The following is a 20,721-nucleotide window of genomic DNA, read 5'->3' as shown; positions in this document are numbered from 1 at the left end:
GATAATGAGCAACGTATTTGCAAATTTAAAAGGTGATAAAGTGATCTGGGCGGTAGCAGCTTTGCTGGCGATCTTTTCCTTTTTGCCGGTGTACAGCGCCAGTAGTAACCTGGCCTATCTCCACGGAGATGGTAGTACTACCGGATTTCTTATCATGCACTTTTTTCACTTGCTTCTTGGTTTTTGCCTGTTATTCGCAGTACATAAAATACCTTATCATTACTTTCGGGGAATAAGTATTTTGCTACTCCCCATAGTAATTGTTTTGCTGATTTTTACAATCGCCCAGGGGACCACTATTGATGGTGCCTATGCCAGTAGATGGATACGTATTCCGGTATTAAATGTATCCTTCCAGTCTTCAACTCTGGCTTCGGTCGTATTGATGGTTTATGTAGCAAGATATCTCTCTAAGATCACCGAGAAAAAAGTAACATTTAAGGAGACAATAATTCCGCTATGGGCGCCTGTTTTCGCCGTATTAGTGCTAATTTTGCCGGCCAATTTCTCCACAACGGCGATCATTTTTGTCATGACGCTGATACTGATGTTCTTAGGAGGTTATCCTATCAAATACCTATCAGCCATCGTTGGTGTCGGCATTGTAATGCTGGGAATTTTTGTGCTAACAGCTAAAGCATTTCCAGGTTTATTACCAAACAGGATCGATACCTGGTCAAGCCGAATTGAAACCTTTTTCGATGGAGAGGAAGCAGATGAGCAATACCAGGTCGAGAAGGCTAAGATTGCGATCGCTCAGGGTGGTATTACAGGAACTGGAATTGGTAAAAGTGTACAAAGAAATTTTTTACCACAATCTTCTTCAGATTTCATTTACGCGATCATCGTGGAGGAAATGGGGTTAATAGGAGCTTTTGGAGTAATGCTGGCTTATTTGCTTCTGTTATTCAGGATTGTCATTGTTGCAACCAAAGCAAGTAGCATATTTGGTAAACTGGTGGTAATGGGCGTAGGATTGCCTATAGTTTTCCAGGCGCTTATCAACATGGGTGTCGCGGTGGAATTATTTCCGGTAACAGGACAAACCTTGCCACTGGTAAGTAGTGGGGGAACGTCCATCTGGATGACCTGCATCGCACTTGGAATTATACTGAGTGTAAGTGCAAGAAGAGAAGAGATTAAAGAATTTGAAAATGAGAGCCTGAATGGCGAGGAAGAGAATCCTCTGGATATTTTGAGCGAAGCGATATGAAGAAGAACATGCGAGTTATATTATCAGGTGGCGGAACAGGTGGGCATATCTATCCTGCGATCGCTATTGCAGATGAGATAAAAAGTCGTCATCCAGAAGCTGAGATATTGTTCGTAGGTGCGAAGAACCGCATGGAAATGGAGAAGGTGCCTCAGGCTGGTTATAAGATAGAAGGTCTGTGGATCACAGGGATCGATCGTTCCTTAAGTCTAAGAAATTTATCTTTTCCTTTTAAGTTAATTAGTAGTATCTCAAAATCGAGAAAGATTGTAAAGAGATTTAAGCCAGATGTAGTCGTTGGTACGGGTGGATTTGCCAGCGGACCATTACTGCGTGTAGCGATCTCCAGAAATATTCCAACGCTGGTGCAGGAACAGAATAGTCTTCCAGGTATCACAAATAAAATACTAGCCAAGAACGCAAGTGTTATCTGTGCTGCCTATAAAAATGTAAAAGATTATTTCCCTGCGGAAAAAACTGTCATTACTGGGAACCCGGTTAGACAAGATTTGCTTAAGGTAAATACACTCAGGCAGGAAGCTCAGGAATATTTTAAACTGAAGACTGGAAAGAAAACAGTACTAATTTTAGGCGGAAGCCTGGGAGCAAGAAGGATCAATAAACTTATTGAAACCTATTTGAAAAGGTTCGAACAGGAAAATGTACAATTGATCTGGCAAATTGGGAAATTGTATTATTCAGATTATAAAAAGTACGCTTCAGAAGCTATCGTGGCGAAGGAATATATCAATCGTATGGACCTTGCCTATGCAGCTGCAGATGTGATCATCTCAAGAGCTGGAGCTGGAAGCGTTTCAGAATTATGCGTAGTAGGAAAACCGGTGTTATTTATCCCTTCCCCTAATGTTGCTGAAAATCATCAGGCGAAAAATGCCATGGCGGTAACAGATCATGATGCGGCATTGATGATTACTGAAGATGAACTTACAGCAAAATTTGACCCATGCTTTTTCAGTTTTTTAAAGGATGAAAGAAGACTGGAAAGATTTTCAAGAAATATAAAACAACTGGCGCTGCCTAACGCAACATCAGATATTGTCGACGAAGTAGAAAAGCTGGTAGAAAGAAACTAATGAAGAACCCTGATCACATAGAACATTTTTATTTCATCGGTGTCGGTGGAATTGGGATGAGTGCGCTCGCCAGATATTTTCAGGCGAAGGGCTCTAAGGTTTGTGGTTACGATCGTACACCTTCGAAACTTACGGCAGAACTGGAGAAGGAAGGAATTAATATTAGTTATGGAGATGAGGTTGAGACTATTCCACAGAATATTTTAGAGGATGTGGAAAACAGCCTCGTGGTGTATACTCCTGCAGTTCCAAAAGGTCATAAACAGTTTAATTATTTTCAACAGGAAGGATTTGAGGTCGTTAAAAGATCTGAATTACTAGGAATGGTTACCGTTAATAAATACTGCCTGGCCGTTGCCGGTACTCACGGAAAAACTACCACAACCGCTATTTTAGGTCATTTGCTTAAAGAAACTGGCGCGAAAGTAACTGCATTCCTGGGTGGTATTAGTGAAGATATTCAGTCAAACCTGATCATGCAGGGCGATGAGGTTGTAGTAGTAGAAGCAGATGAGTTTGATCGTTCATTTCTTAGGCTTTCTCCCAACATTGCGGCTATCACCTCTATGGATGCAGATCATCTTGATATATACGGAAGTAAAGAAGAACTGGAAAAATCGTTTAAGGAGTTTGCTGCAAAAATACCTGAAAACGGCACTTTATTCGTAAATAACAAATTATCTCTAAGTGGAAAGACACTTGGCATAAATGATGCGAGTGATTATTCAGCTAAGAACGTAAAAATTGAGAATGGTACTTATGTCTTTGATCTAAAGACTCCTTCTCAAACTATAGAAAATTTAAGATTTAATCTACCCGGCAATCACAATTTGCTGAATGCTATAACAGCCCTGGCGATGGCGATCGAATACGGATCCCCAACCATCGATCTAGCCAGGGCTTTATATTCTTTCAAAGGTGTAAGGCGTAGATTCAATTATAAGATTAAAACCGATAAACTGGTGCTAATTGATGACTATGCTCATCATCCTACAGAGATTTCTGCAGTACATCAGGCGGTTCGTGCAATGTACCCAGACAAAATTGTTCTTGCGGTTTTTCAACCCCACTTGTTTAGCCGTACCCGTGACTTCGCTGAAGATTTTGCCTCCAGCCTTTCAGAATTTGATAAGGTCTTTCTCATGGATATTTATCCTGCGCGAGAAACCCCAATCGATGGCATCACTTCAGCCTGGTTACTGGAACAAATAGAAAATGATTACAAGAGACTTGTTAGCAAACATGCTCTTATTGAATCTATAAGGTCTGAATATGCAGATGTTGTAGTGATGATGGGTGCTGGTGATATAGGAGATGAAGTTGAATCTGTTCAAAAAGCCTTACAGAATGAAGCGTAGTCTGAAGTTTATACAGCCTCTAATTTTAATCCTGCTAATAGGAGGACTTTATGGTTTTGCAGAACATCGCCATAAGAACAGAAAATTAACCGATATCAAGGTTAGTTTTACCGAGACGGAGAACCTCTATGTGACTGAGGAAGTGGTTAATAAATTGTTAATACAATCTAATGACAGTGTCTCGAGCATAGATAAAGAAACTTTAGATTTGAATAGAGTGGAAGCTATGCTTAACGATCATGACATGATTGAAAATGCAGAAGTATTTCTAACACTCGACGGAAAACTGAAAGCGACCGTAAGTCAGAGAAAGCCAATAGGCAGGGTAGCTGGAAATTCTTCATTTTACCTGGATAGAAATGGAGAGATCATGCCATTATCAGAATATTACTCGGCTAGAGTGCCGCTAATGTTTGGTTTTGATGGAAGTACTGTAGCTGAAGTTTACGGGATCGTAAGTTATGTTCAGAATGATGATTTTCTGAGGAAACATATAACGGGAATTACTCGTTTAAATGCTGAAGCCTATGCTTTAGAACTTAGAGAGAATGATTTTCAAGTTTATTTTGGAGATACTACAAAGATAGATCTCAAGTTTAACAATTTTAAGGCCTTTTACAAAAAGGCTACGAAGGATAAGAAATTAAATACCTACAAAAAAGTGAACCTACAATTTGGAGATCAGGTTGTGTGCACGAAAAAATAGTTTATGGAACAGAACGATATTGCAGTAGGATTAGATATTGGAACTACCAAGATTGTGGCTATGATCGGCCGCAAGAATGAGTATGGAAAAGTAGAGATCGTAGGCATAGGAAAATCCAAATCCCTGGGCGTACATCGTGGAGTGGTGAATAATATCACCCAGACGATCCAGTCTATCCAGCAGGCAATACAGGAAGCAGAAGCCGATAGCGGTTTAAAGATCAGTGAAGTGGTAGTTGGAATTGCGGGACAGCATATTCGAAGCCTTCAGCATAGTGACTATATCACCAGGCAAAATCCTGATGAGGTCATAGATTCTGAAGACATTCATACGTTGTGCAACCAGGTCCATAAACTGGTAATGTTACCGGGAGAAGAGATTATTCATGTCCTTCCGCAGGAATTTAAAGTAGACGGACAGGCGGAGATCAAAGAACCTATCGGGATGTACGGTGGAAGACTGGAAGCTAACTTTCATGTAGTTGTAGGACAGGTTTCTTCCATAAGAAATATTGGTCGATGCGTGAAAAGCGCCGGACTGGAACTTTCAGCAGTCACGCTGGAACCTCTAGCTTCAGCTAACGCAGTTCTTAGTCAGGAGGAGAAAGAGGCAGGTGTGGCACTTATCGATATAGGAGGTGGTACTACAGATCTTGCAATTTTTAAAGATGGTATCATTAGGCATACTGCGGTAATTCCTTTTGGTGGAAATGTGATTACTGAAGACATTAAGGAAGGATGTTCAATCATTGAAAAACAGGCAGAATTACTGAAGATCAAATTTGGATCTGCCTGGCCAGGTGAAAACAAGGATAATGAGATCGTTTCCATCCCAGGTTTACGTGGAAGAGAGCCGAAGGAGATCACTTTGAAGAATCTCTCCAAGATCATCCACGCACGAGTAGTAGAGATCATCGACCAGGTTTACCTGGAGATCAAGAATTACGGTCACGATGAGCAAAAGAAAAAATTGATCGCAGGAATCGTTCTTACCGGAGGTGGTGCTCAATTGAAGCATCTTAAGCAACTGGTAGAATATATTACGGGAATGGATACCAGAATAGGGTATCCTAACGAACATCTGGCCGGGAATAACGATTCAGAAACCACCAGTCCGGTATATGCTACGGCAGTTGGTTTGGTAATGAATAGCCTTGAAAAAGGGAATAACAAGTATCAGGAGGAAGTTGTGCTCTCTAAAAACCAAATGGTAGAAGATGAGGTTGATGAGCAAAATCATGATGAGGACGATGATGAGTATGATACTTACAGGGAAGAGCCCTCTTCCAATAAGGTAGCTCGAAAAAGCATCTTTGATAAATGGGCAGAGAAATTCAAGGATTTCTTAGACAATGCAGAATAAAATAGATACAACCAGTAAAACAGAGTTTATGAGCAGTACAGAATTTGGAGACATCTCATTCGATTTACCAAAAAACCAATCGAACGTCATCAAAGTGATTGGAGTTGGAGGTGGAGGAAGCAACGCCATTAACCATATGTTCCAGGCAGGAATAAAAGGGGTTGATTTTGTTGTTTGTAATACCGACTCCCAGGCTTTGGAGAACAGTTCGGTTCCAAACAAGATTCAGTTAGGAGTAACTTTAACTGAAGGACTTGGAGCAGGTGCGAACCCTGAGATCGGTGAGAAAGCGGCAGTAGAGAGCTTTGAGGAAATCAAGCAAATGTTGGATACCAATACCAAGATGATTTTTATCACTGCAGGTATGGGTGGTGGTACCGGGACTGGTGCTGCTCCAATAATTGCAAAACAGGCAAAAGAACTGGATATTTTAACGGTTGGTATCGTGACCATTCCATTTCAGTTCGAAGGAAGAAACAGAAACGAACAGGCACAATTAGGAGTTGAAAGACTGCGTAAGCATGTAGATTCACTCATTGTGATCAATAATAACAAACTTCGTGAGGTTTATGGAAATCTTGGTTTTAAAGCCGGATTCTCGAAAGCTGATGAAGTGTTGGCAACTGCATCCAGAGGAATTGCAGAAGTTATAACGCACCATTATACTCAGAATATTGACCTTCGCGATGCGAAGACTGTATTGAGTAATTCTGGAACTGCGATCATGGGTTCTGCCCAGGCTTCAGGTGCCAGTAGAGCTACAGATGCGATCATGAAAGCACTTGATTCGCCATTATTGAACGATAATAAGATCACCGGAGCCAAAAATGTTTTACTGCTTATTGTATCTGGTAACGAGGAGATCACTATCGATGAAATTGGAGAGATCAATGACCATATTCAGCTTGAAGCTGGACATAGTGCAAACATCATTATGGGTGTTGGTGAGGACGAGTCTTTAGAAGACTCTATTGCTGTAACTATTATCGCTACTGGTTTCGATGTAGAACAGCAAAATGAGATTACTAATACGGAAAGTAAAAAGATCATTCATACCCTGGAAGACGAGCAAAGAGCCGAGCAGGAATTGATCGCTAAAAGAACTGGTTCCGTCTCTGAAGTATCTCAGGATAGAAACGATGATATTGAAGATGCCCAGATAGAATTTGAAGCACCTAAAAAGGAAGAAAAGATCGTTCACACGCTTGATGAGAATGTAGAGGAAGTAGACGAGGTTGGTAAAATTCAGAAGAAGGTAGAAGATATTTACAAAACACCAGATTTCGCACGAAAGCTTGATGTTATCTATGAGGAAGTAAATCCTGAAGAGTTTATTATTAATGATACTTCAGAAACATTGGATACCGAAAATTTTAAGGAATCTGAAGAAGGTAAATCTGAAAGTGAAGAACAATTCATGTTTACTTTCGATATTCCAATGAATCAGAAGGAAGAGAAAAAACAGGCTTCAGAAAAGAAAGAAGAGGTAAAGCGTCATTCTTTAAATGAAGAAGAGGAACAGTCTGCAAGAAATATTCGAGTGAACGAACATGTTGAGATCGTCCCTGTAACCGAAAATTCTGCCACGGGAGTAAAGCGATATAGTCTTGATGATTATATGGAAATGGAACAACAACTTGAAAGTTCTAAGGCTCCGGAAAAGGAAGAAGAAAGGGATGAAACAGTAGCTTTTGAGAAAAAGACCGTAGCGCCAGCACCTTCAAGGGAGAATGACAATGATGAGCATGATCCATTTGATAATCCAATTTCATCTGAAGTTGTGCGTCAACGCACTGCAGAGCGTAAAGCGAAGATGAAGGAGTTCAATTATAAGTTTAGAACTGGTTCAGCACAGATCGATGAGATCGAAAAGCAGCCGGCTTATAAAAGAGCTGGAATCGAATTAAATAATTCGAAGCCTGGCGAAAGCAAACTTTCCAGAACCAGCATCGAGCAGGATGACAATAACGAATTGCATTTTAGAAAGAACAATTCTTTCTTGCATGATAATGTGGACTAAAAGTCACCATAGTGAAACAAAAAAGCTGCCCTTGGGCAGCTTTTTTTATGTTCAGATTTTGCGAACTTATTACTTTCGTGCGGGAACTTCATCTGTATCTCTTCGATATTTAAGCATGGAAATTCCTGCTACGAAGAATACAAATCCCAGGATGGTAAGTGCCCAGGGGCTTAACATAAGTGCTATACTTCCAAAGATTCCTAGAACTCCCATTACCAGTGCGATCGCACCACCAACGGTCATAATCATTGCTAAAACTTTAATCATAAGACATTAAAATATTGGTTATCAGAATTAAAAGTATCTATTTAATTTATTCAGAAATCAATATTAACAAACTTTACAATTTTAACCGAAGCCTTTCAATTTCTTTAATTGCTTCCTTCTCATCACCCCAACCTTCGATTGTCGTATTGTCTTCCAGATCATAATTTGAAAACCAGGTCTCCAGAATATTTTGTGCTCCGGGGTAATTTTTGGATAGTTGCTGATAATTTTCAGCCTGTATTGTTCTTAATTCCCTTCTGGCTGGGATGGCAATAATTTTAAAGTCTTCTTCGCCCGCATCTATCATTTTGATCATACCAATTGGAATGAATTCCACGATATCTCCAGATTGCAGTGTGCTGCTAAGAATCATAATGTCCAGCGCATCACCATCACCTCCATTCGCGGGATCTGAATAAGTGGAAGGTATAAACCCATAGTTCGCAGGATAAGCCAGGAAATCAATAATCCTTTCCTTACCATTACGAAGGGAAGTACTAAAAAGTCTTAAGTCCTTATCGTATTCTACTTTAGCATTTGTACCTGCTGGTATTTCGATCACTGCCTGGTAATTGCCTTTTTTCGAAAGTAAACTGGTAGCCAGCAGGTCCTGTCTGGATTTGCAGGATGCAAACAGTATTACAATAAGAATAGCCAGGTACCTTCTCATTCTAGTTCCAGTAGATCATAAAGTATTTGATCTTTGCATCATCCGGGATTTGTGAAGCCATGATCTTACTATCCGTATCATAACGAAGATTAGACGGTAACTGTGATTTGTCTATTGTAATGTAAGCATTGATCTCATCCAGAAATACCACGGCAGAATTTATCGTATTCTCGATCCTTGAGATCGTATAATTCTCCATGATATCCTTGAAGGTACTATTTACACTTAGTCCGTTCTTAGTTTCGTATCGGGAATCAAGTATGCGAATATATCCAATGGTACTGGTAGAGTCGAATTCCTGCAAGGGTTCCAGGCTCATTATAGCTGCACCATCTTCACCAAAGATCTTGATCTCATCTGTAGAACGAAAGTCATCAGGACCGCTTGTTTGTCTTACAATACTATCATTTTGGAAAATGCTATCTAACTGGTTGATCTTAACCTCCTTTTTCAAAGGTCCCACTTGCGTTGGAGTTATTAGAAATGGGTTTTCTTCATCACTCGTGCATGATACCATCGCGGCGCAAAGGCCTAGAAAGATTAGAGCTTTTTTATACATAGATTTCGGTTTCCTTTATTTTAAAAATTTATTCAATATTCCCATTACGCCGCGTATAAAAGTTGCACTCGTTAGCACTTTGATGATCGCTCCTTCACGGGAACGTCCGCTTTTACGACGGCTACTGGTTTTTGTTACTTTTTCTCGCTGATCTTTAGCCTGTTGTTTTGCTTCTTCACGATCTGCTTCTTCGATCTTTTTATTCAGGATCTCGTAAGCACTTTCGCGGTCAATTTCCTCATTATATTTACGGGCAAGTTCAGAATTTTTGTTGATTTGTCTTAATTCTGAATCACTTAATATGTCCATTCTACTCATTGGCGCGCGCAACATAGTCGCTACCAGGGGAGAAGGTCTTCCTTTTTCGTCTAATGCTGAAACCATAGCCTCTCCAATACCTAACGAGGTAAGCATATTTTTGGTATCGTAAAATTCTGAAATCGGGTAATTTTCAGCAGCAAGTTTAATGGCCTTACGGTCTTTAGCTGTAAAAGCCCTTAATGCATGCTGAATTTTAAGTCCCAGCTGTCCCAGAACTTCTTCAGGAACATCGGCCGGATTCTGAGTGACAAAGTACAATCCAACACCCTTGGAACGTATCAGTTTTACAATACTTTCAATTTGATCTAGCAATGCATCTGAAGCTTCATCAAAAATAAGATGTGCCTCATCTATGAATAAAACAAGTTCCGGTTTATCCATATCACCTTTCTCTGGAAAGGTTGAATAAATTTCAGCAAGAAGTGAAAGCATGAAGGTGGAGAATAATTTTGGCCTGTCCTGAATATCGGTAAGCCTCAAAATGTTTACATATCCTTTTCCGTCTGATGTTTTTCTCAGGAGATCGTTTACCTCAAAAGACTTTTCACCAAAGAACAGATCTGCGCCTTGTTGTTCCAGCGCAATGATCTTCCGCAGAATAGCACCTGTGGATGCGCTTGAAATTCTACCATATTCCTTGCTGATCTCCTCCTTGCCTTCCTCTGTGGTATACTGAAGCATCTTTTTAAGATCCTTAAGGTCCAGAAGTGGCAATTGGTTGTCATCACAATATTTGAATATGATCGCCATGATCCCGGATTGGGTATCATTTAGATCAAGTATTCTTGATAAGAGCACTGGACCAAATTCACTGACTGTTGCTCTGAGTCTTACTCCATCCTGTTCTGAAAGGCTTAGCATTTCTACTGGTGCAGCATCTGGAGAGAATGGAAACCCCAGTTTTTCATGACGCTCATCTATAAAAGTGGCACCTTCTGAAGCTTTCGCGATTCCACTAAGATCTCCCTTTACGTCCATCAGTAAAACCGGCACTCCTTTCTGAGATAGGTTTTCTGCAAGGATCTGCAGGGTCTTTGATTTTCCGGTTCCTGTAGCTCCTGCGATTAATCCGTGGCGATTCATCGTTTTTAACGGAATCTTTACTGGAGCATTTGCAAAAACTTGTTCGTCGAGCATTCCTGCGCCCAGATAAATATAATCACCCTTTGTACTATATTCCGAAGATATGTGATCTACAAACTTTTCTGATGTGGTCATTTAACTGCAGGTTTTAATAATTTAATAGTTCCGGTTTTGCTATCTATTTCAGCTTCAATTCCGTTAGGGATGGTGCTATTGTCATCTATATGACCAATCATTGCACCTGAGAATGCCGGGATATTTAAAGGTTTTATATAATGGTCTATAACTTCCTCCATAGTAAGTGAACCGTAGCCACTTCCGCCGGGATCACAGCCTGTACACTTTCCAAAGACAAATCCTGAGATTTTATCCAGTATACCACCAAGTTTTAGTTGGGACATCATCCTGTCTACGGCATAGATTTTTTCTCCAATATCTTCAAGATACAGGATCTTATTCGACCAGTCCGTAGGGAAATATGGTGTTCCCATAATTGAGGTAAGTACAGATAGGTTTCCACCCAGTAATTCCCCTTTGGCGTTACCAGTATTGATAGTTCTTATTCTATTGCCGGTTTGGACTTCCAGAAAGTTCAAATTTTCTGGATTTGAATATTCGATCATATCTCCTTCGAATAACAGCCGGTGAAAAATATCGTAATTAAAAGTATTCCATGAAGAGCTTGCCATAGGTCCATGAAAGGTCACTAAACCAGTTTTTTCGTACATCGCAAGATGCAATGCTGTAATATCACTGTAGCCTATGAAAATCTTCGGATTCTTACGAACGAGCTCGTAATCAAGTTTGTCTATAATTCTTGCAGCCCCCGAACCTCCACGAAGTGAAATGATCGCATCTATTTCAGGGTCACCAAACATTTGATTCAATTCTGAAGCACGTTCTTCATCGGTTCCTGCCAGGTGGCCGTATCGGTTTTTCACAAATTCTCCAAAACTCACTTTTAAACCCATCGCTTCCAGGTTTTCCTTGGCGATTTCAAAAGGTTCGCTGTCAAAAATTGCTCCTGCAGGACTTGTTATTCCAATAGTATCTCCTTTAGAAAGTCTTTTCGGTAGAAGTTTCTTATTAGTTGAAATTTGCCGCTCTGCTGTTGCTGAAAATGATTGTAGGGGAATACTTAAACCGGCAAGTCCCAGGCCGTAAACAAAATTGCGTCTTTTCATAGGTATGTATACTGTCTCGAAAATAGGGAATATTTGGAACTTCTAAAATTCAATAGTTGTTTCTAATGTGAATAAGAAGCTTTGAAACTTCAGCTTTGATCTCTTTTGCAGAACTCATATGATTCGAATTCATAATACTGAAAATTAAAAGTCGGTCGCTATTCGTTTTAAGGTATCCGCTAAGACTATAGTTATTTTTTAAACTTCCTGATTTTGCAAATACGAATGCTTCTTCGTCCGTTAGTAAGTTTGCAAGTGTTCCATGCTTCCCAGCCGTAGGGAAAATGGTTGAAACCCAGGCCTTACCTTTTTCGTCTAATAAAACTTTCAGAATGATTGCCAGATTAGCAGGAGTATTCATGTTGTACCTTGATAAGCCAGAGCCATCTGCCCATTGGAATTCATCAGGCAATCCTTTAAATATACTATTTTTAGCGTGATCTATAGAGATTTTAGTGCTCATGGTATCCGTCATTTTTTCTGAAATCATGATAAGTAATTGTTCTGCAATGAGATTATCGCTGGTATGCATCATTTGCTTGTAAATACTATCGGAAGCCACAGATTTTATATTATGACTGGCTTTTGGTCCTGGCGGGATGATTTTAATAGTTCGACCAATTTCTTCCTCAATGATCCTGATGCTCAATTCTTCTGAAGTTTCAAAAGGAATTCTTAGAGTATCGTTCTTCTGAAGTTTCTGTGGAATCCTGAATTCATTCGTTCCCTTAAGTTTTTCCAGTGTTTCCGAATTAATAGTTCGGGTATAATTGCTAAAAATTTCCGGAGAAACTTTAAGATCTTTATTCTCCATCGTAAAACTTGCTTTATTCCCATAAACTGGTATTGCGGATATTTGAGGGGAGAAGGCATATTCAAAATCGTCCCAGCTCCATCCGGCACCATACATTTTCTGCTTCCAGTTAGCTTTTTGATAATAGATAGAATCCTTGGCATTCCGTAGAAATTGCAATGACTTACTGGAAGACACTTCTGAATCCAGTAGTCCAGGATCACCGGTAGCTGAAAAGATCAAAGAATCTTTAGCCTTCCGGTACCTGAATGTTATGATGCTGTCCTCCAGGAATTTTATAGCGGAATAAAGGCTTAATATTTTGGTGTTGGAAGCTGGAGTAAAAGATTTGTGGGCATTATATTGATAGATATTTTTACCAGTCTCTGCATCTAAAAGTGCGATCCCGGTAAATCCATGGTGAATCTTCTCAAACTTGGTTGTTTTCCGCGATAAGCTAGTAGCACATGAACTCAGGCCGAGAATGAATAAAACTGCTAGGAAGACCGTCAGGCGCATATTAAAATTTTTGACTTAAATATATACTTTATCATACTTACAATTAAACCAATCGTTTGCAAACTCAAAAACAAAGGTTATTTATCCTGAAGTATAATGATTATCTTTGCCGGCTATGATTTCAGAAGAGACAAAGAGCCTGGTTGATAAAGGAATAATGCTTCCGCTAATGGAAGAATTTTATACGATCCAGGGTGAGGGATTCCACAAAGGAACGGCTGCATATTTTATAAGGATTGGTGGTTGTGATGTAGGTTGTCACTGGTGCGATGTGAAGGAAAGCTGGGATGCCAGTACGCACCCGCCTACGCATGTTGGGGAAATCGTTGAGAATGCTACCCGACACAGTAAAACTATTGTGATCACGGGAGGAGAACCATTAACCTGGGATATGACAGCTCTGACTCAAAGTCTCAAGAAACAAGGTTGTGATATTCATATTGAGACTTCAGGAGCTTATAAACTTACGGGTACCTGGGACTGGATATGTCTTTCTCCAAAGAAAATCAAATTGCCAACCGAGGAGATCTATCCTTTGGCCAATGAGTTAAAGGTTATTGTTTTTAACAAACATGACCTGAAGTTCGCTGAAGAGCAGGCGGCGAAAGTAAGTGAGGACTGTATTTTATACTTACAACCTGAATGGAGTAACCGCGATAAAGTGATCCCAATGATCGTTGATTATGTAATGGAAAATCCGCAGTGGAAAGTATCGCTACAAACCCATAAATATTTGAACATACCATAAAAAAAACGCCCGACAGGGCGTTTTTTAAATTATAAGCTGCTGCTGGACTACATATTAGTTAGCATTTTTAAATGGAACTTTTACATAGCTGTTGTCCCATCCAATAAGAAGGTCTGCACCGTTCTTAGCTTCCTGGAAAGCCATAGATAGAGATTCAATAGTATTAGGAGCCTGTCTTACTGGTACATTGATTCTTACCTGATCTTCCTTATCTGTATATTCATAAGAACCCCATGTGTTGGTTTTACTGTTAAGAATAACAGTCCATTCCTTTTCTCCTGGAATTGTGTATAAGGTATAATTTCCAGCTTTTACCGTAGCATCTGCAACTTTCATGTCTTTGTATAAAGTAACTTCAGTTGCTTCATTCGCTCCTGTTCTCCATACCTCACCATAAGGTACCAGTTTACCGAAGATCTCACGATTTCTTTTTTGTGGTCGGCTATAAATAACTCTCGCGACTGCTGCATCATCTTGGTCTCTGTAGAGCGCAAGATCCATTGGACTGGCATCTACTTTGGAAAATTTAAGTTCTTCCTTTGAGTAGTTTACCTTATCGTCATCCTGTGCGTTAATAGGGCTTGCAACGAAGAAAAACATTGCACTTAAACCACCTATGATCAATTTTTTCATAATTCTAATATTTGAATTTTAGTTAGTATAAAGATAAGACGCAGAGAGGTGTGAATTGTTAAAGAAGCACCAATATGCTGTTAAAATTTTAGCTGAGCTTTACAAATGGAAGAAAAGTTTGAAATTTATAATGATATACTACCATTTGATATGTAATTTTTAATTTAGACTTTTCAAATATAATTATTATTGAATATTATGTTTTCATTTATATAGCTTCAGCCCATATTTGTCCCATAATAATAAACAATATAAGTCATGTGTGGAATTTTAGCAGTTATCGGAAAAGATCTTGACAAAAAAAAGATCGCTGATCTTTCAAAAAGAATGTCTCATAGAGGCCCTGATGAAAGCGGACTGAAAATTACTGAAAAAGGTTATGTGTTAGCTCACGAACGCCTATCAATCGTAGATCTCACCACAGGTATTCAGCCTATACAAGGAACTGAATCTGCCTGGATGGTACACAATGGAGAGATCTATAACCACATGTCACTTCGAAATAACGAATTAAAGGATCATACTTTCAGAACTACCGGAGATTCTGAAGTAATCGTGCATTTGTATGAAAAGTATGGTCTTGAATTCGTAGATAAATTAGATGGCGTATTCTCATTTGTGATCATTGATGGTGATGACTTTATGGTCGCCAGGGATCCAATTGGAGTAAAGCCACTTTATTATGGTAAGGACGAGGCAGGTTCCATGTGGTTTGCCAGTGAAATGAAATCTCTTGCAGATAGCTGTACTGAATTTCATGCTTTTCCTCCTGGACATTATTATACTCCAGAAACCGGATTCGTAAGATACTATTCTCCAGAGTGGTTCGAATCTGAAGTGGCTACTCAGCCAGCAGATCTTAAAAAGCTACGTGAAAGTTTGATCGAAGCGACCAGAAAGAGATTGATGGCAGATGTTCCTCTTGGTGTATTGCTTAGTGGTGGACTCGATTCGTCATTAACAAGTTCTATTGCGGCGAGACTAATGAAAGATAGTGGCCAGACTTTGCATTCCTTCTCTATTGGATTGGATGAAGCGGCACCAGATCTTATTGCAGCACGTAAAGTTGCAGACTTTCTGGGAACTGAGCATCATGAAATTCATTTCACCGTAGAGGAAGGGATCTCTATTTTGAAGAAGCTCGTATGGCATCTTGAAACTTACGATGTTACTTCAATTCGCGCCAGCACTCCAATGTATTTTCTCTCTAAAGCGATTGCTGAAAAAGGGATTAAGGTTGTATTGTCTGGAGAAGGCTCTGATGAGATCCTTGGTGGATACTTATATTTTAAAAACGCACCTTCTGCGGAAGAGTTTCAGAAGGAAACCATTAGAAGAGTACAGCGTCTTGCCACTGCAGATTGTCTGAGAGCCGATAAGTCAACGATGGCCTATGGTCTTGAAGCAAGAGTGCCATTCCTGGATAAAGCATTTTTAAAAACCGCTATGGAAATAGTTCCTGAAGAAAAAATGCCGGTAACTTATGATGGTATTGAAAAATATATTTTGAGAAAAGCATTCGATACTCCTGAAGAACCTTTCCTGCCGGAAGAAGTTTTATGGAGACAAAAAGAGCAATTTAGTGATGGTGTAGGATACAACTGGATCGATCAGTTAATTGATCATGCTTCAGAACAGGTGACAGACGTCCAAATGGAAACTGCGGCAACAAGGTTTCCTGTAAACACACCAACTTCAAAAGAAGCTTACTTCTACCGTGAGATCTTTCAGCAGCATTTCCCTCAGGATTCCGCAGCCAAAACAGTAAAAAGATGGATCCCGAAATGGCAGAAAGACCTTGATCCCAGTGGAAGAGCCAATGAAACTCACGTAGCTCCTGGAATGAAAAAAGTAGCTGTGTAAAACTGGTGTAAATATTTGAATTTCCTCAAAACCCGAAATGTGAAAATTATCTTAAACATTTCGGGTTTTTCCACATAATTTGTTGATAACTTCGATGCTCATCACAGGTCTATAACCTGTTAAAAGTATGCGAATTGTTATATTTGTTCGTTATCCAAAAGAGACAAAATTAATTAGCATAATATGAGCGAAGAAGCTAAGAAACATAATTATTCTGCCGACAGTATTCAGGCGTTGGAGGGGATGGAGCATGTTCGAATGCGGCCTTCCATGTATATTGGAGATACCGGGGTTCGAGGATTACATCACCTGGTTTATGAAGTTGTTGATAACTCCATAGATGAGGCCCTTGCCGGACACTGTGATAATATAAAAGTTACTATCAACGAGGATAACTCGATCACTACTGAAGATAATGGTAGGGGTATTCCTATTGATCTACATAAAAAAGAAGGAGTTTCTGCGCTGCAGGTTGTAATGACCAAAATTGGTGCAGGTGGTAAATTCGACAAGGATTCTTATAAAGTTTCCGGTGGACTTCACGGTGTTGGGGTAAGTTGTGTGAATGCACTTTCTGAGCACCTTACGGCTACTGTTTATCGTGATGGCCAGATCTGGCAGCAGGAATATGAACTTGGAAAGCCATTGTATCCGGTAAAGCCTACAGGTGAAACCGATTTGAGTGGAACGATCGTTACATTCAAACCAGATCCTAGCATTTTTCAACAAACTCTGGAGTATAATTATGATACTTTGGCCAGTCGTATGCGTGAATTAGCATTTCTGAACAAAGGAATTCGAATTAGTCTTACAGATAAGAGGAATAAAGAGGATAATGGCGAATATGTTCAGGATCATTTTCATTCTGAAGAAGGACTAAAGGAATTTATAAAGTTTCTGGACGGGAACCGTGAGCCGATCATTGGTCATGTAATTTCGATGGAAGGTGAAAAGAATGATATTCCTGTTGAGGTTGCCATGATCTATAATACCTCGTTCAGCGAAAATCTACATTCCTATGTAAATAATATCAATACGCATGAAGGTGGAACTCACCTTTCCGGGTTTAGACGAGGATTGACAACTACACTTAAGAAGTATGCAGATGCTTCTGGTCTGTTGGATAAGATTAAATTTGAAATTACAGGAGATGATTTTCGTGAAGGACTTACCGCGATCATTTCTGTAAAAGTTGGGGAACCTCAATTTGAAGGTCAGACGAAAACAAAATTAGGTAACCGTGAGGTTACTTCAGCAGTATCTCAGTCGGTTTCTGAAATGCTGGAAAACTACCTGGAAGAGAATCCGAATGATGCAAAAACCATTGTTCAGAAAGTAATCTTAGCTGCGCAGGCAAGAAATGCCGCGAAAAAAGCCCGTGAAATGGTTCAGCGTAAAACTGTCATGAGTGTTGGCGGTTTACCTGGGAAATTATCTGACTGTTCAGAGCAGGATCCCGCACAATGTGAAGTATTTCTGGTAGAGGGAGACTCGGCAGGTGGAACAGCCAAACAAGGTAGAGATCGTAAATTTCAGGCGATCCTTCCATTGAGGGGTAAAATTCTGAATGTTGAAAAAGCGATGTCTCATCGTGTTTTCGAGAACGAGGAGATCAAGAATATTTATACAGCACTTGGAGTAACTATAGGTACCGAAGAAGATAGTAAAGCTTTGAATCTTTCAAAATTGAGATATCATAAGGTAGTTATCATGTGTGATGCCGATGTAGATGGTAGCCATATTGAAACTTTAATCCTCACTTTCTTCTTTAGATACATGCGCGAATTGATCGAAAGTGGTCATATTTTTATTGCTACTCCGCCACTCTATCTTGTGAAAAAGGGACAGAAGAAACGATATGCGTGGAGCGAGAAAGAGCGTGATGAAATCGCAGAAAGTTATAGCGGAGGTGTTCAGATCCAAAGATATAAAGGTCTTGGTGAGATGAACGCTGAACAGTTATGGGACACCACGATGGATCCTGAATTCAGAAAATTAAGACAGGTGAATATCGATAATGGAGGAGAGGCCGACAGGATCTTTTCTATGCTAATGGGGGATGAAGTTCCGCCAAGACGTGAGTTTATTGAGAAGAATGCTAAATATGCAAATATCGATGCATAATTTTCACTAACATAGTATGATCTAAACCCACACTAAAACTAAGTGTGGGTTTTTTTCGTTTAATATTTACGGGACTATTATCTTTACCAACCTTAACACCTATAATTTAACCTAAATCAATTACCGTGAAAAATTTAAAATATTTCTTTGGCTTATCAGCCATATTCATGGCATCTTCAGTGAATGCACAGCAAACAGATGTAGATTTATTAGTTGATGATCTTCTCATATTAGCAGATGGATTTGCAAAGCCGGCGGCTGAGAGTGCAGCTTATCAAGCTACAGCCGGGTGGTTCACCTCTGCAAAATCACTTGAGAAATGGAAGGTAGATGTGTCTTTGCATGCCAATGCTATTTTTGTTCCTTCTAGTAAGAAAGAATTCAGTGTCAATAATAATCAGTTTGGTATTCTAAAAGTTACCGGAAATGATAGAGCTCTTTTGCCCACCGCATTTGGCGAGGCTTCCGATGTTGAGTTTGAAAGTAGACGGGATTTAGAATTTAATGGCCAGTCTTTTTCAATTCAAGGCTTGCAGGCTATTGATGGCATAGATAAAGGGGCCCTATTATACCCATTTGCACAGGTTTCAGTAGGTCTACCATTAAATACCCAAATTGGATTCAGAGCTCTTCCCGCCTTGGATATAGATGGATCTGAGTTTAGTACCTATGGAGTGGGTTTAAAGCACAGTCTAAGTCAGTATTTTGGAAGAAGAAGAACACGTCAGGATGATCTTGAGGTAGCGGCTATTGTTGCCTATGATATATTTGATGTGAAATATGAATTTGACCCTCTGGACGTGCCGGGTATCTTACAGCTTAGTCAGATTGATGTAAATGCTGGAGTTTGGATGGCAGAAATTATGGCTTCTAAACGCTATGAGAGTTTCGAGATCTTTGGAGCTCTTGGCGCAGCACAGTCAGATTTCGAATACGAATTTGGAGGAAGTGGTCTAGGACTTGGACTTGTAAATAACGAGATTTCACGATTGAATGATTCACAGGCTCAATTCAAGGGAGATATCGGATTTAATTTATACTTCAATAGTTTCAAAGTTAGTACGATGGCAACTGCTGGGAAGTATGTAAATCTTAATGTTGGGTTGCACTTCCTTCTTTAGGCAATACTTGATTTAACCATTCCTTATTATTAAAACTGCTTCGTAATTCGTAATTTCGCTGTCATTATTAATAGAAATTAAATATAATTTTAACATGAAAGTTACCATAGTAGGAGCAGGTGCAGTTGGTGCCAGTTGTGCAGAATATGTAGCCATAAAAAATTTCGCTTCAGAAGTAGTATTGCTTGATATCAAAGAAGGATACGCTGAAGGAAAAGCAATGGATCTAATGCAAACGGCGACACTAAACGGTTTCGATACCAAGATTAGTGGAAGTACAAATGATTATTCTAAGACAGCAAACAGTGATATCGCGGTAATTACCAGTGGTATTCCTCGTAAGCCGGGAATGACAAGAGAGGAATTGATCGGGATCAATGCAGGAATCGTAAAAGAAGTATCTGCGAATTTGATCAAACATTCTCCAGATGTAACCTTGATCGTGGTTAGTAATCCAATGGATACTATGACTTACCTGGTTCATAAAACTACGGGACTTCCTAAAAATAAAATTATTGGAATGGGTGGAGCATTAGATAGCGCTCGTTTCAAATACAGATTAAGTGAGGCTCTTGAATGCCCACCGTCAGATGTTGACGGTATGGTGATTGGTGGACATAGTGATACTGGAATGGTGCCACTAACTCGTCTGGCTACTAGAAATTCTGTACCGGTATCAGCCTTTTTAGATACAGATCGTCTTGATCAGGTTTCAGAAGATACGAAGGTTGGAGGAGCTACCTTAACGAAACTTCTTGGAACCAGTGCATGGTATGCGCCAGGAGCTGCTGTTTCAGGTCTTGTTCAGGCGATTGCTTGTGACCAGAAGAAAATGTTTCCATGTTCAGCCTTACTGGAAGGTGAGTTTGGATTAAATGATCTTTGTATTGGAGTGCCTGTTATTTTAGGTAAGAACGGTATTGAAAAGATTGTCGAAATCGAGCTGAACGATGCTGAAAGAAATAAAATGAAAGAAAGTGCCGAGGGTGTGAAAAAGACCAACGGATTGCTAGACGTTTAAGCTTGTAATAAACTTTCCCGACTATACTCTAAAGCCACATTCTATGTGGCTTTTTTGATGCT

General features: G+C 39.7%; 18 protein-coding genes. 11 read left to right on the top strand and 7 right to left on the bottom strand.

Annotated features, from left to right (window positions below):
- Window positions 1-4 precede the first annotated feature (4 nt).
- From QZ620_RS00790 to ftsZ, 6 genes are read left to right on the top strand one after another with little or no spacing between them, the layout of a single operon-like run.
- Complete coding sequence (locus tag QZ620_RS00790; protein WP_295178054.1) at window positions 5-1,213, top strand: FtsW/RodA/SpoVE family cell cycle protein; 1,209 nt, start codon at window positions 5-7, stop codon at window positions 1,211-1,213.
- On the top strand, window positions 1,210-2,307 hold the full coding sequence (gene murG, locus QZ620_RS00785; protein WP_295178052.1) for an undecaprenyldiphospho-muramoylpentapeptide beta-N-acetylglucosaminyltransferase: 1,098 nt from the start codon (window positions 1,210-1,212) through the stop codon (window positions 2,305-2,307). The genes QZ620_RS00790 and murG overlap by 4 nt, the downstream gene beginning before the upstream one ends.
- Window positions 2,307-3,665, top strand: a complete 1,359-nt coding sequence (gene murC, locus QZ620_RS00780; protein ID WP_295178050.1) for a UDP-N-acetylmuramate--L-alanine ligase — start codon at window positions 2,307-2,309, stop codon at window positions 3,663-3,665. Before murG ends, murC begins: the two co-directional genes overlap by 1 nt.
- Window positions 3,655-4,371, top strand: coding sequence for a cell division protein FtsQ/DivIB (locus QZ620_RS00775; RefSeq protein ID WP_295178048.1), 717 nt, complete (start codon window positions 3,655-3,657; stop codon window positions 4,369-4,371). Before murC ends, QZ620_RS00775 begins: the two co-directional genes overlap by 11 nt.
- Before the next feature lie 3 nt (window positions 4,372-4,374).
- Window positions 4,375-5,733: a cell division protein FtsA gene (ftsA, locus tag QZ620_RS00770; RefSeq protein WP_141876890.1), complete on the top strand. Its 1,359-nt coding sequence runs from the start codon at window positions 4,375-4,377 to the stop codon at window positions 5,731-5,733.
- Window positions 5,734-5,761: 28 nt separating this feature from the next.
- Window positions 5,762-7,753, top strand: a complete 1,992-nt coding sequence (ftsZ, locus tag QZ620_RS00765; RefSeq protein WP_295178046.1) for a cell division protein FtsZ — start codon at window positions 5,762-5,764, stop codon at window positions 7,751-7,753.
- Window positions 7,754-7,822: 69 nt separating this feature from the next.
- Here the strand turns inward: ftsZ and QZ620_RS00760 are convergent, their stop codons facing one another.
- The 6 genes from QZ620_RS00760 to QZ620_RS00735 all read right to left on the bottom strand — a co-directional run bounded on the left by QZ620_RS00760 (window position 7,823) and on the right by QZ620_RS00735 (window position 13,149).
- The gene (locus QZ620_RS00760) at window positions 7,823-8,020 is read right to left on the bottom strand and encodes a hypothetical protein (RefSeq protein ID WP_141876892.1); all 198 of its coding nucleotides are present in this window, start codon (window positions 8,018-8,020) and stop codon (window positions 7,823-7,825) included.
- Window positions 8,021-8,093: 73 nt separating this feature from the next.
- The gene (locus tag QZ620_RS00755; RefSeq protein WP_295178041.1) at window positions 8,094-8,690 is read right to left on the bottom strand and encodes an inorganic diphosphatase; all 597 of its coding nucleotides are present in this window, start codon (window positions 8,688-8,690) and stop codon (window positions 8,094-8,096) included.
- Window position 8,691: 1 nt separating this feature from the next.
- A complete protein-coding gene (locus tag QZ620_RS00750) occupies window positions 8,692-9,249 on the bottom strand; it encodes a hypothetical protein (protein ID WP_295178040.1) in 558 nt (185 codons plus the stop codon).
- Window positions 9,250-9,264: 15 nt separating this feature from the next.
- Window positions 9,265-10,788, bottom strand: coding sequence for a helicase HerA-like domain-containing protein (locus tag QZ620_RS00745; protein WP_295178038.1), 1,524 nt, complete (start codon window positions 10,786-10,788; stop codon window positions 9,265-9,267).
- Window positions 10,785-11,837 carry an LD-carboxypeptidase gene (locus tag QZ620_RS00740; RefSeq protein ID WP_295178035.1) on the bottom strand — a complete coding sequence of 351 codons (1,053 nt, stop codon included), beginning with the start codon at window positions 11,835-11,837 and terminating at the stop codon, window positions 10,785-10,787. The genes QZ620_RS00745 and QZ620_RS00740 overlap by 4 nt, the downstream gene beginning before the upstream one ends.
- 49 nt (window positions 11,838-11,886) lie before the next feature.
- Window positions 11,887-13,149: a D-alanyl-D-alanine carboxypeptidase gene (locus tag QZ620_RS00735; protein ID WP_295178033.1), complete on the bottom strand. Its 1,263-nt coding sequence runs from the start codon at window positions 13,147-13,149 to the stop codon at window positions 11,887-11,889.
- A gap of 115 nt (window positions 13,150-13,264) precedes the next feature.
- Here QZ620_RS00735 and QZ620_RS00730 point away from each other — a divergent pair, with 115 nt between their 5' ends.
- Window positions 13,265-13,897: a 7-carboxy-7-deazaguanine synthase QueE gene (locus QZ620_RS00730; protein WP_295178031.1), complete on the top strand. Its 633-nt coding sequence runs from the start codon at window positions 13,265-13,267 to the stop codon at window positions 13,895-13,897.
- Between the two features lie 54 nt (window positions 13,898-13,951).
- On the opposite strand, the gene QZ620_RS00725 is transcribed toward QZ620_RS00730, so the two are convergent.
- Window positions 13,952-14,530, bottom strand: coding sequence for a DUF2911 domain-containing protein (locus QZ620_RS00725; RefSeq protein ID WP_295178030.1), 579 nt, complete (start codon window positions 14,528-14,530; stop codon window positions 13,952-13,954).
- Window positions 14,531-14,788: 258 nt separating this feature from the next.
- Between QZ620_RS00725 and asnB the strand changes: the two genes are divergently transcribed.
- From asnB to mdh, 4 genes are all read left to right on the top strand, one after another.
- Complete coding sequence (asnB, locus tag QZ620_RS00720; protein WP_295178028.1) at window positions 14,789-16,393, top strand: asparagine synthase B; 1,605 nt, start codon at window positions 14,789-14,791, stop codon at window positions 16,391-16,393.
- A gap of 183 nt (window positions 16,394-16,576) precedes the next feature.
- Complete coding sequence (gene gyrB, locus QZ620_RS00715) at window positions 16,577-18,517, top strand: DNA topoisomerase (ATP-hydrolyzing) subunit B (RefSeq protein ID WP_295178026.1); 1,941 nt, start codon at window positions 16,577-16,579, stop codon at window positions 18,515-18,517.
- Window positions 18,518-18,642: 125 nt separating this feature from the next.
- Window positions 18,643-19,638 carry a DUF6588 family protein gene (locus tag QZ620_RS00710; RefSeq protein WP_366935404.1) on the top strand — a complete coding sequence of 332 codons (996 nt, stop codon included), beginning with the start codon at window positions 18,643-18,645 and terminating at the stop codon, window positions 19,636-19,638.
- Between the two features lie 94 nt (window positions 19,639-19,732).
- Window positions 19,733-20,659 carry a malate dehydrogenase gene (gene mdh, locus QZ620_RS00705; RefSeq protein ID WP_295178022.1) on the top strand — a complete coding sequence of 309 codons (927 nt, stop codon included), beginning with the start codon at window positions 19,733-19,735 and terminating at the stop codon, window positions 20,657-20,659.
- Window positions 20,660-20,721 lie beyond the last annotated feature (62 nt).

The sequence above is a fragment of the uncultured Christiangramia sp. genome, assembly GCF_913046405.1.
Classification (GTDB): Bacteria; Bacteroidota; Bacteroidia; order Flavobacteriales; family Flavobacteriaceae; genus Christiangramia; species Christiangramia marina.
The sequence above is the reverse complement of the archived record's forward strand: the minus strand, read 5'-3'. Positions and strand labels throughout refer to the sequence as shown.

Bases quoted from the DNA above. Each gene is read 5' to 3' on its own strand.
- ftsA (WP_141876890.1), top strand. From the start codon at position 4,375: ATGGAACAGAACGATATTGCAGTAGGATTAGATATTGGAACTACCAAG.
- QZ620_RS00790 (WP_295178054.1), top strand. From the start codon at position 5: ATGAGCAACGTATTTGCAAATTTAAAAGGTGATAAAGTGATCTGGGCG.
- QZ620_RS00755 (WP_295178041.1), bottom strand. From the start codon at position 8,690: ATGAGAAGGTACCTGGCTATTCTTATTGTAATACTGTTTGCATCCTGC.
- gyrB (WP_295178026.1), top strand. From the start codon at position 16,577: ATGAGCGAAGAAGCTAAGAAACATAATTATTCTGCCGACAGTATTCAG.
- QZ620_RS00775 (WP_295178048.1), top strand. From the start codon at position 3,655: ATGAAGCGTAGTCTGAAGTTTATACAGCCTCTAATTTTAATCCTGCTA.
- QZ620_RS00750 (WP_295178040.1), bottom strand. From the start codon at position 9,249: ATGTATAAAAAAGCTCTAATCTTTCTAGGCCTTTGCGCCGCGATGGTA.
- QZ620_RS00740 (WP_295178035.1), bottom strand. From the start codon at position 11,837: ATGAAAAGACGCAATTTTGTTTACGGCCTGGGACTTGCCGGTTTAAGT.
- murC (WP_295178050.1), top strand. From the start codon at position 2,307: ATGAAGAACCCTGATCACATAGAACATTTTTATTTCATCGGTGTCGGT.
- ftsZ (WP_295178046.1), top strand. From the start codon at position 5,762: ATGAGCAGTACAGAATTTGGAGACATCTCATTCGATTTACCAAAAAAC.
- QZ620_RS00745 (WP_295178038.1), bottom strand. From the start codon at position 10,788: ATGACCACATCAGAAAAGTTTGTAGATCACATATCTTCGGAATATAGT.
- QZ620_RS00760 (WP_141876892.1), bottom strand. From the start codon at position 8,020: ATGATTAAAGTTTTAGCAATGATTATGACCGTTGGTGGTGCGATCGCA.
- asnB (WP_295178028.1), top strand. From the start codon at position 14,789: ATGTGTGGAATTTTAGCAGTTATCGGAAAAGATCTTGACAAAAAAAAG.
- QZ620_RS00730 (WP_295178031.1), top strand. From the start codon at position 13,265: ATGATTTCAGAAGAGACAAAGAGCCTGGTTGATAAAGGAATAATGCTT.
- mdh (WP_295178022.1), top strand. From the start codon at position 19,733: ATGAAAGTTACCATAGTAGGAGCAGGTGCAGTTGGTGCCAGTTGTGCA.
- murG (WP_295178052.1), top strand. From the start codon at position 1,210: ATGAAGAAGAACATGCGAGTTATATTATCAGGTGGCGGAACAGGTGGG.
- QZ620_RS00735 (WP_295178033.1), bottom strand. From the start codon at position 13,149: ATGCGCCTGACGGTCTTCCTAGCAGTTTTATTCATTCTCGGCCTGAGT.
- QZ620_RS00725 (WP_295178030.1), bottom strand. From the start codon at position 14,530: ATGAAAAAATTGATCATAGGTGGTTTAAGTGCAATGTTTTTCTTCGTT.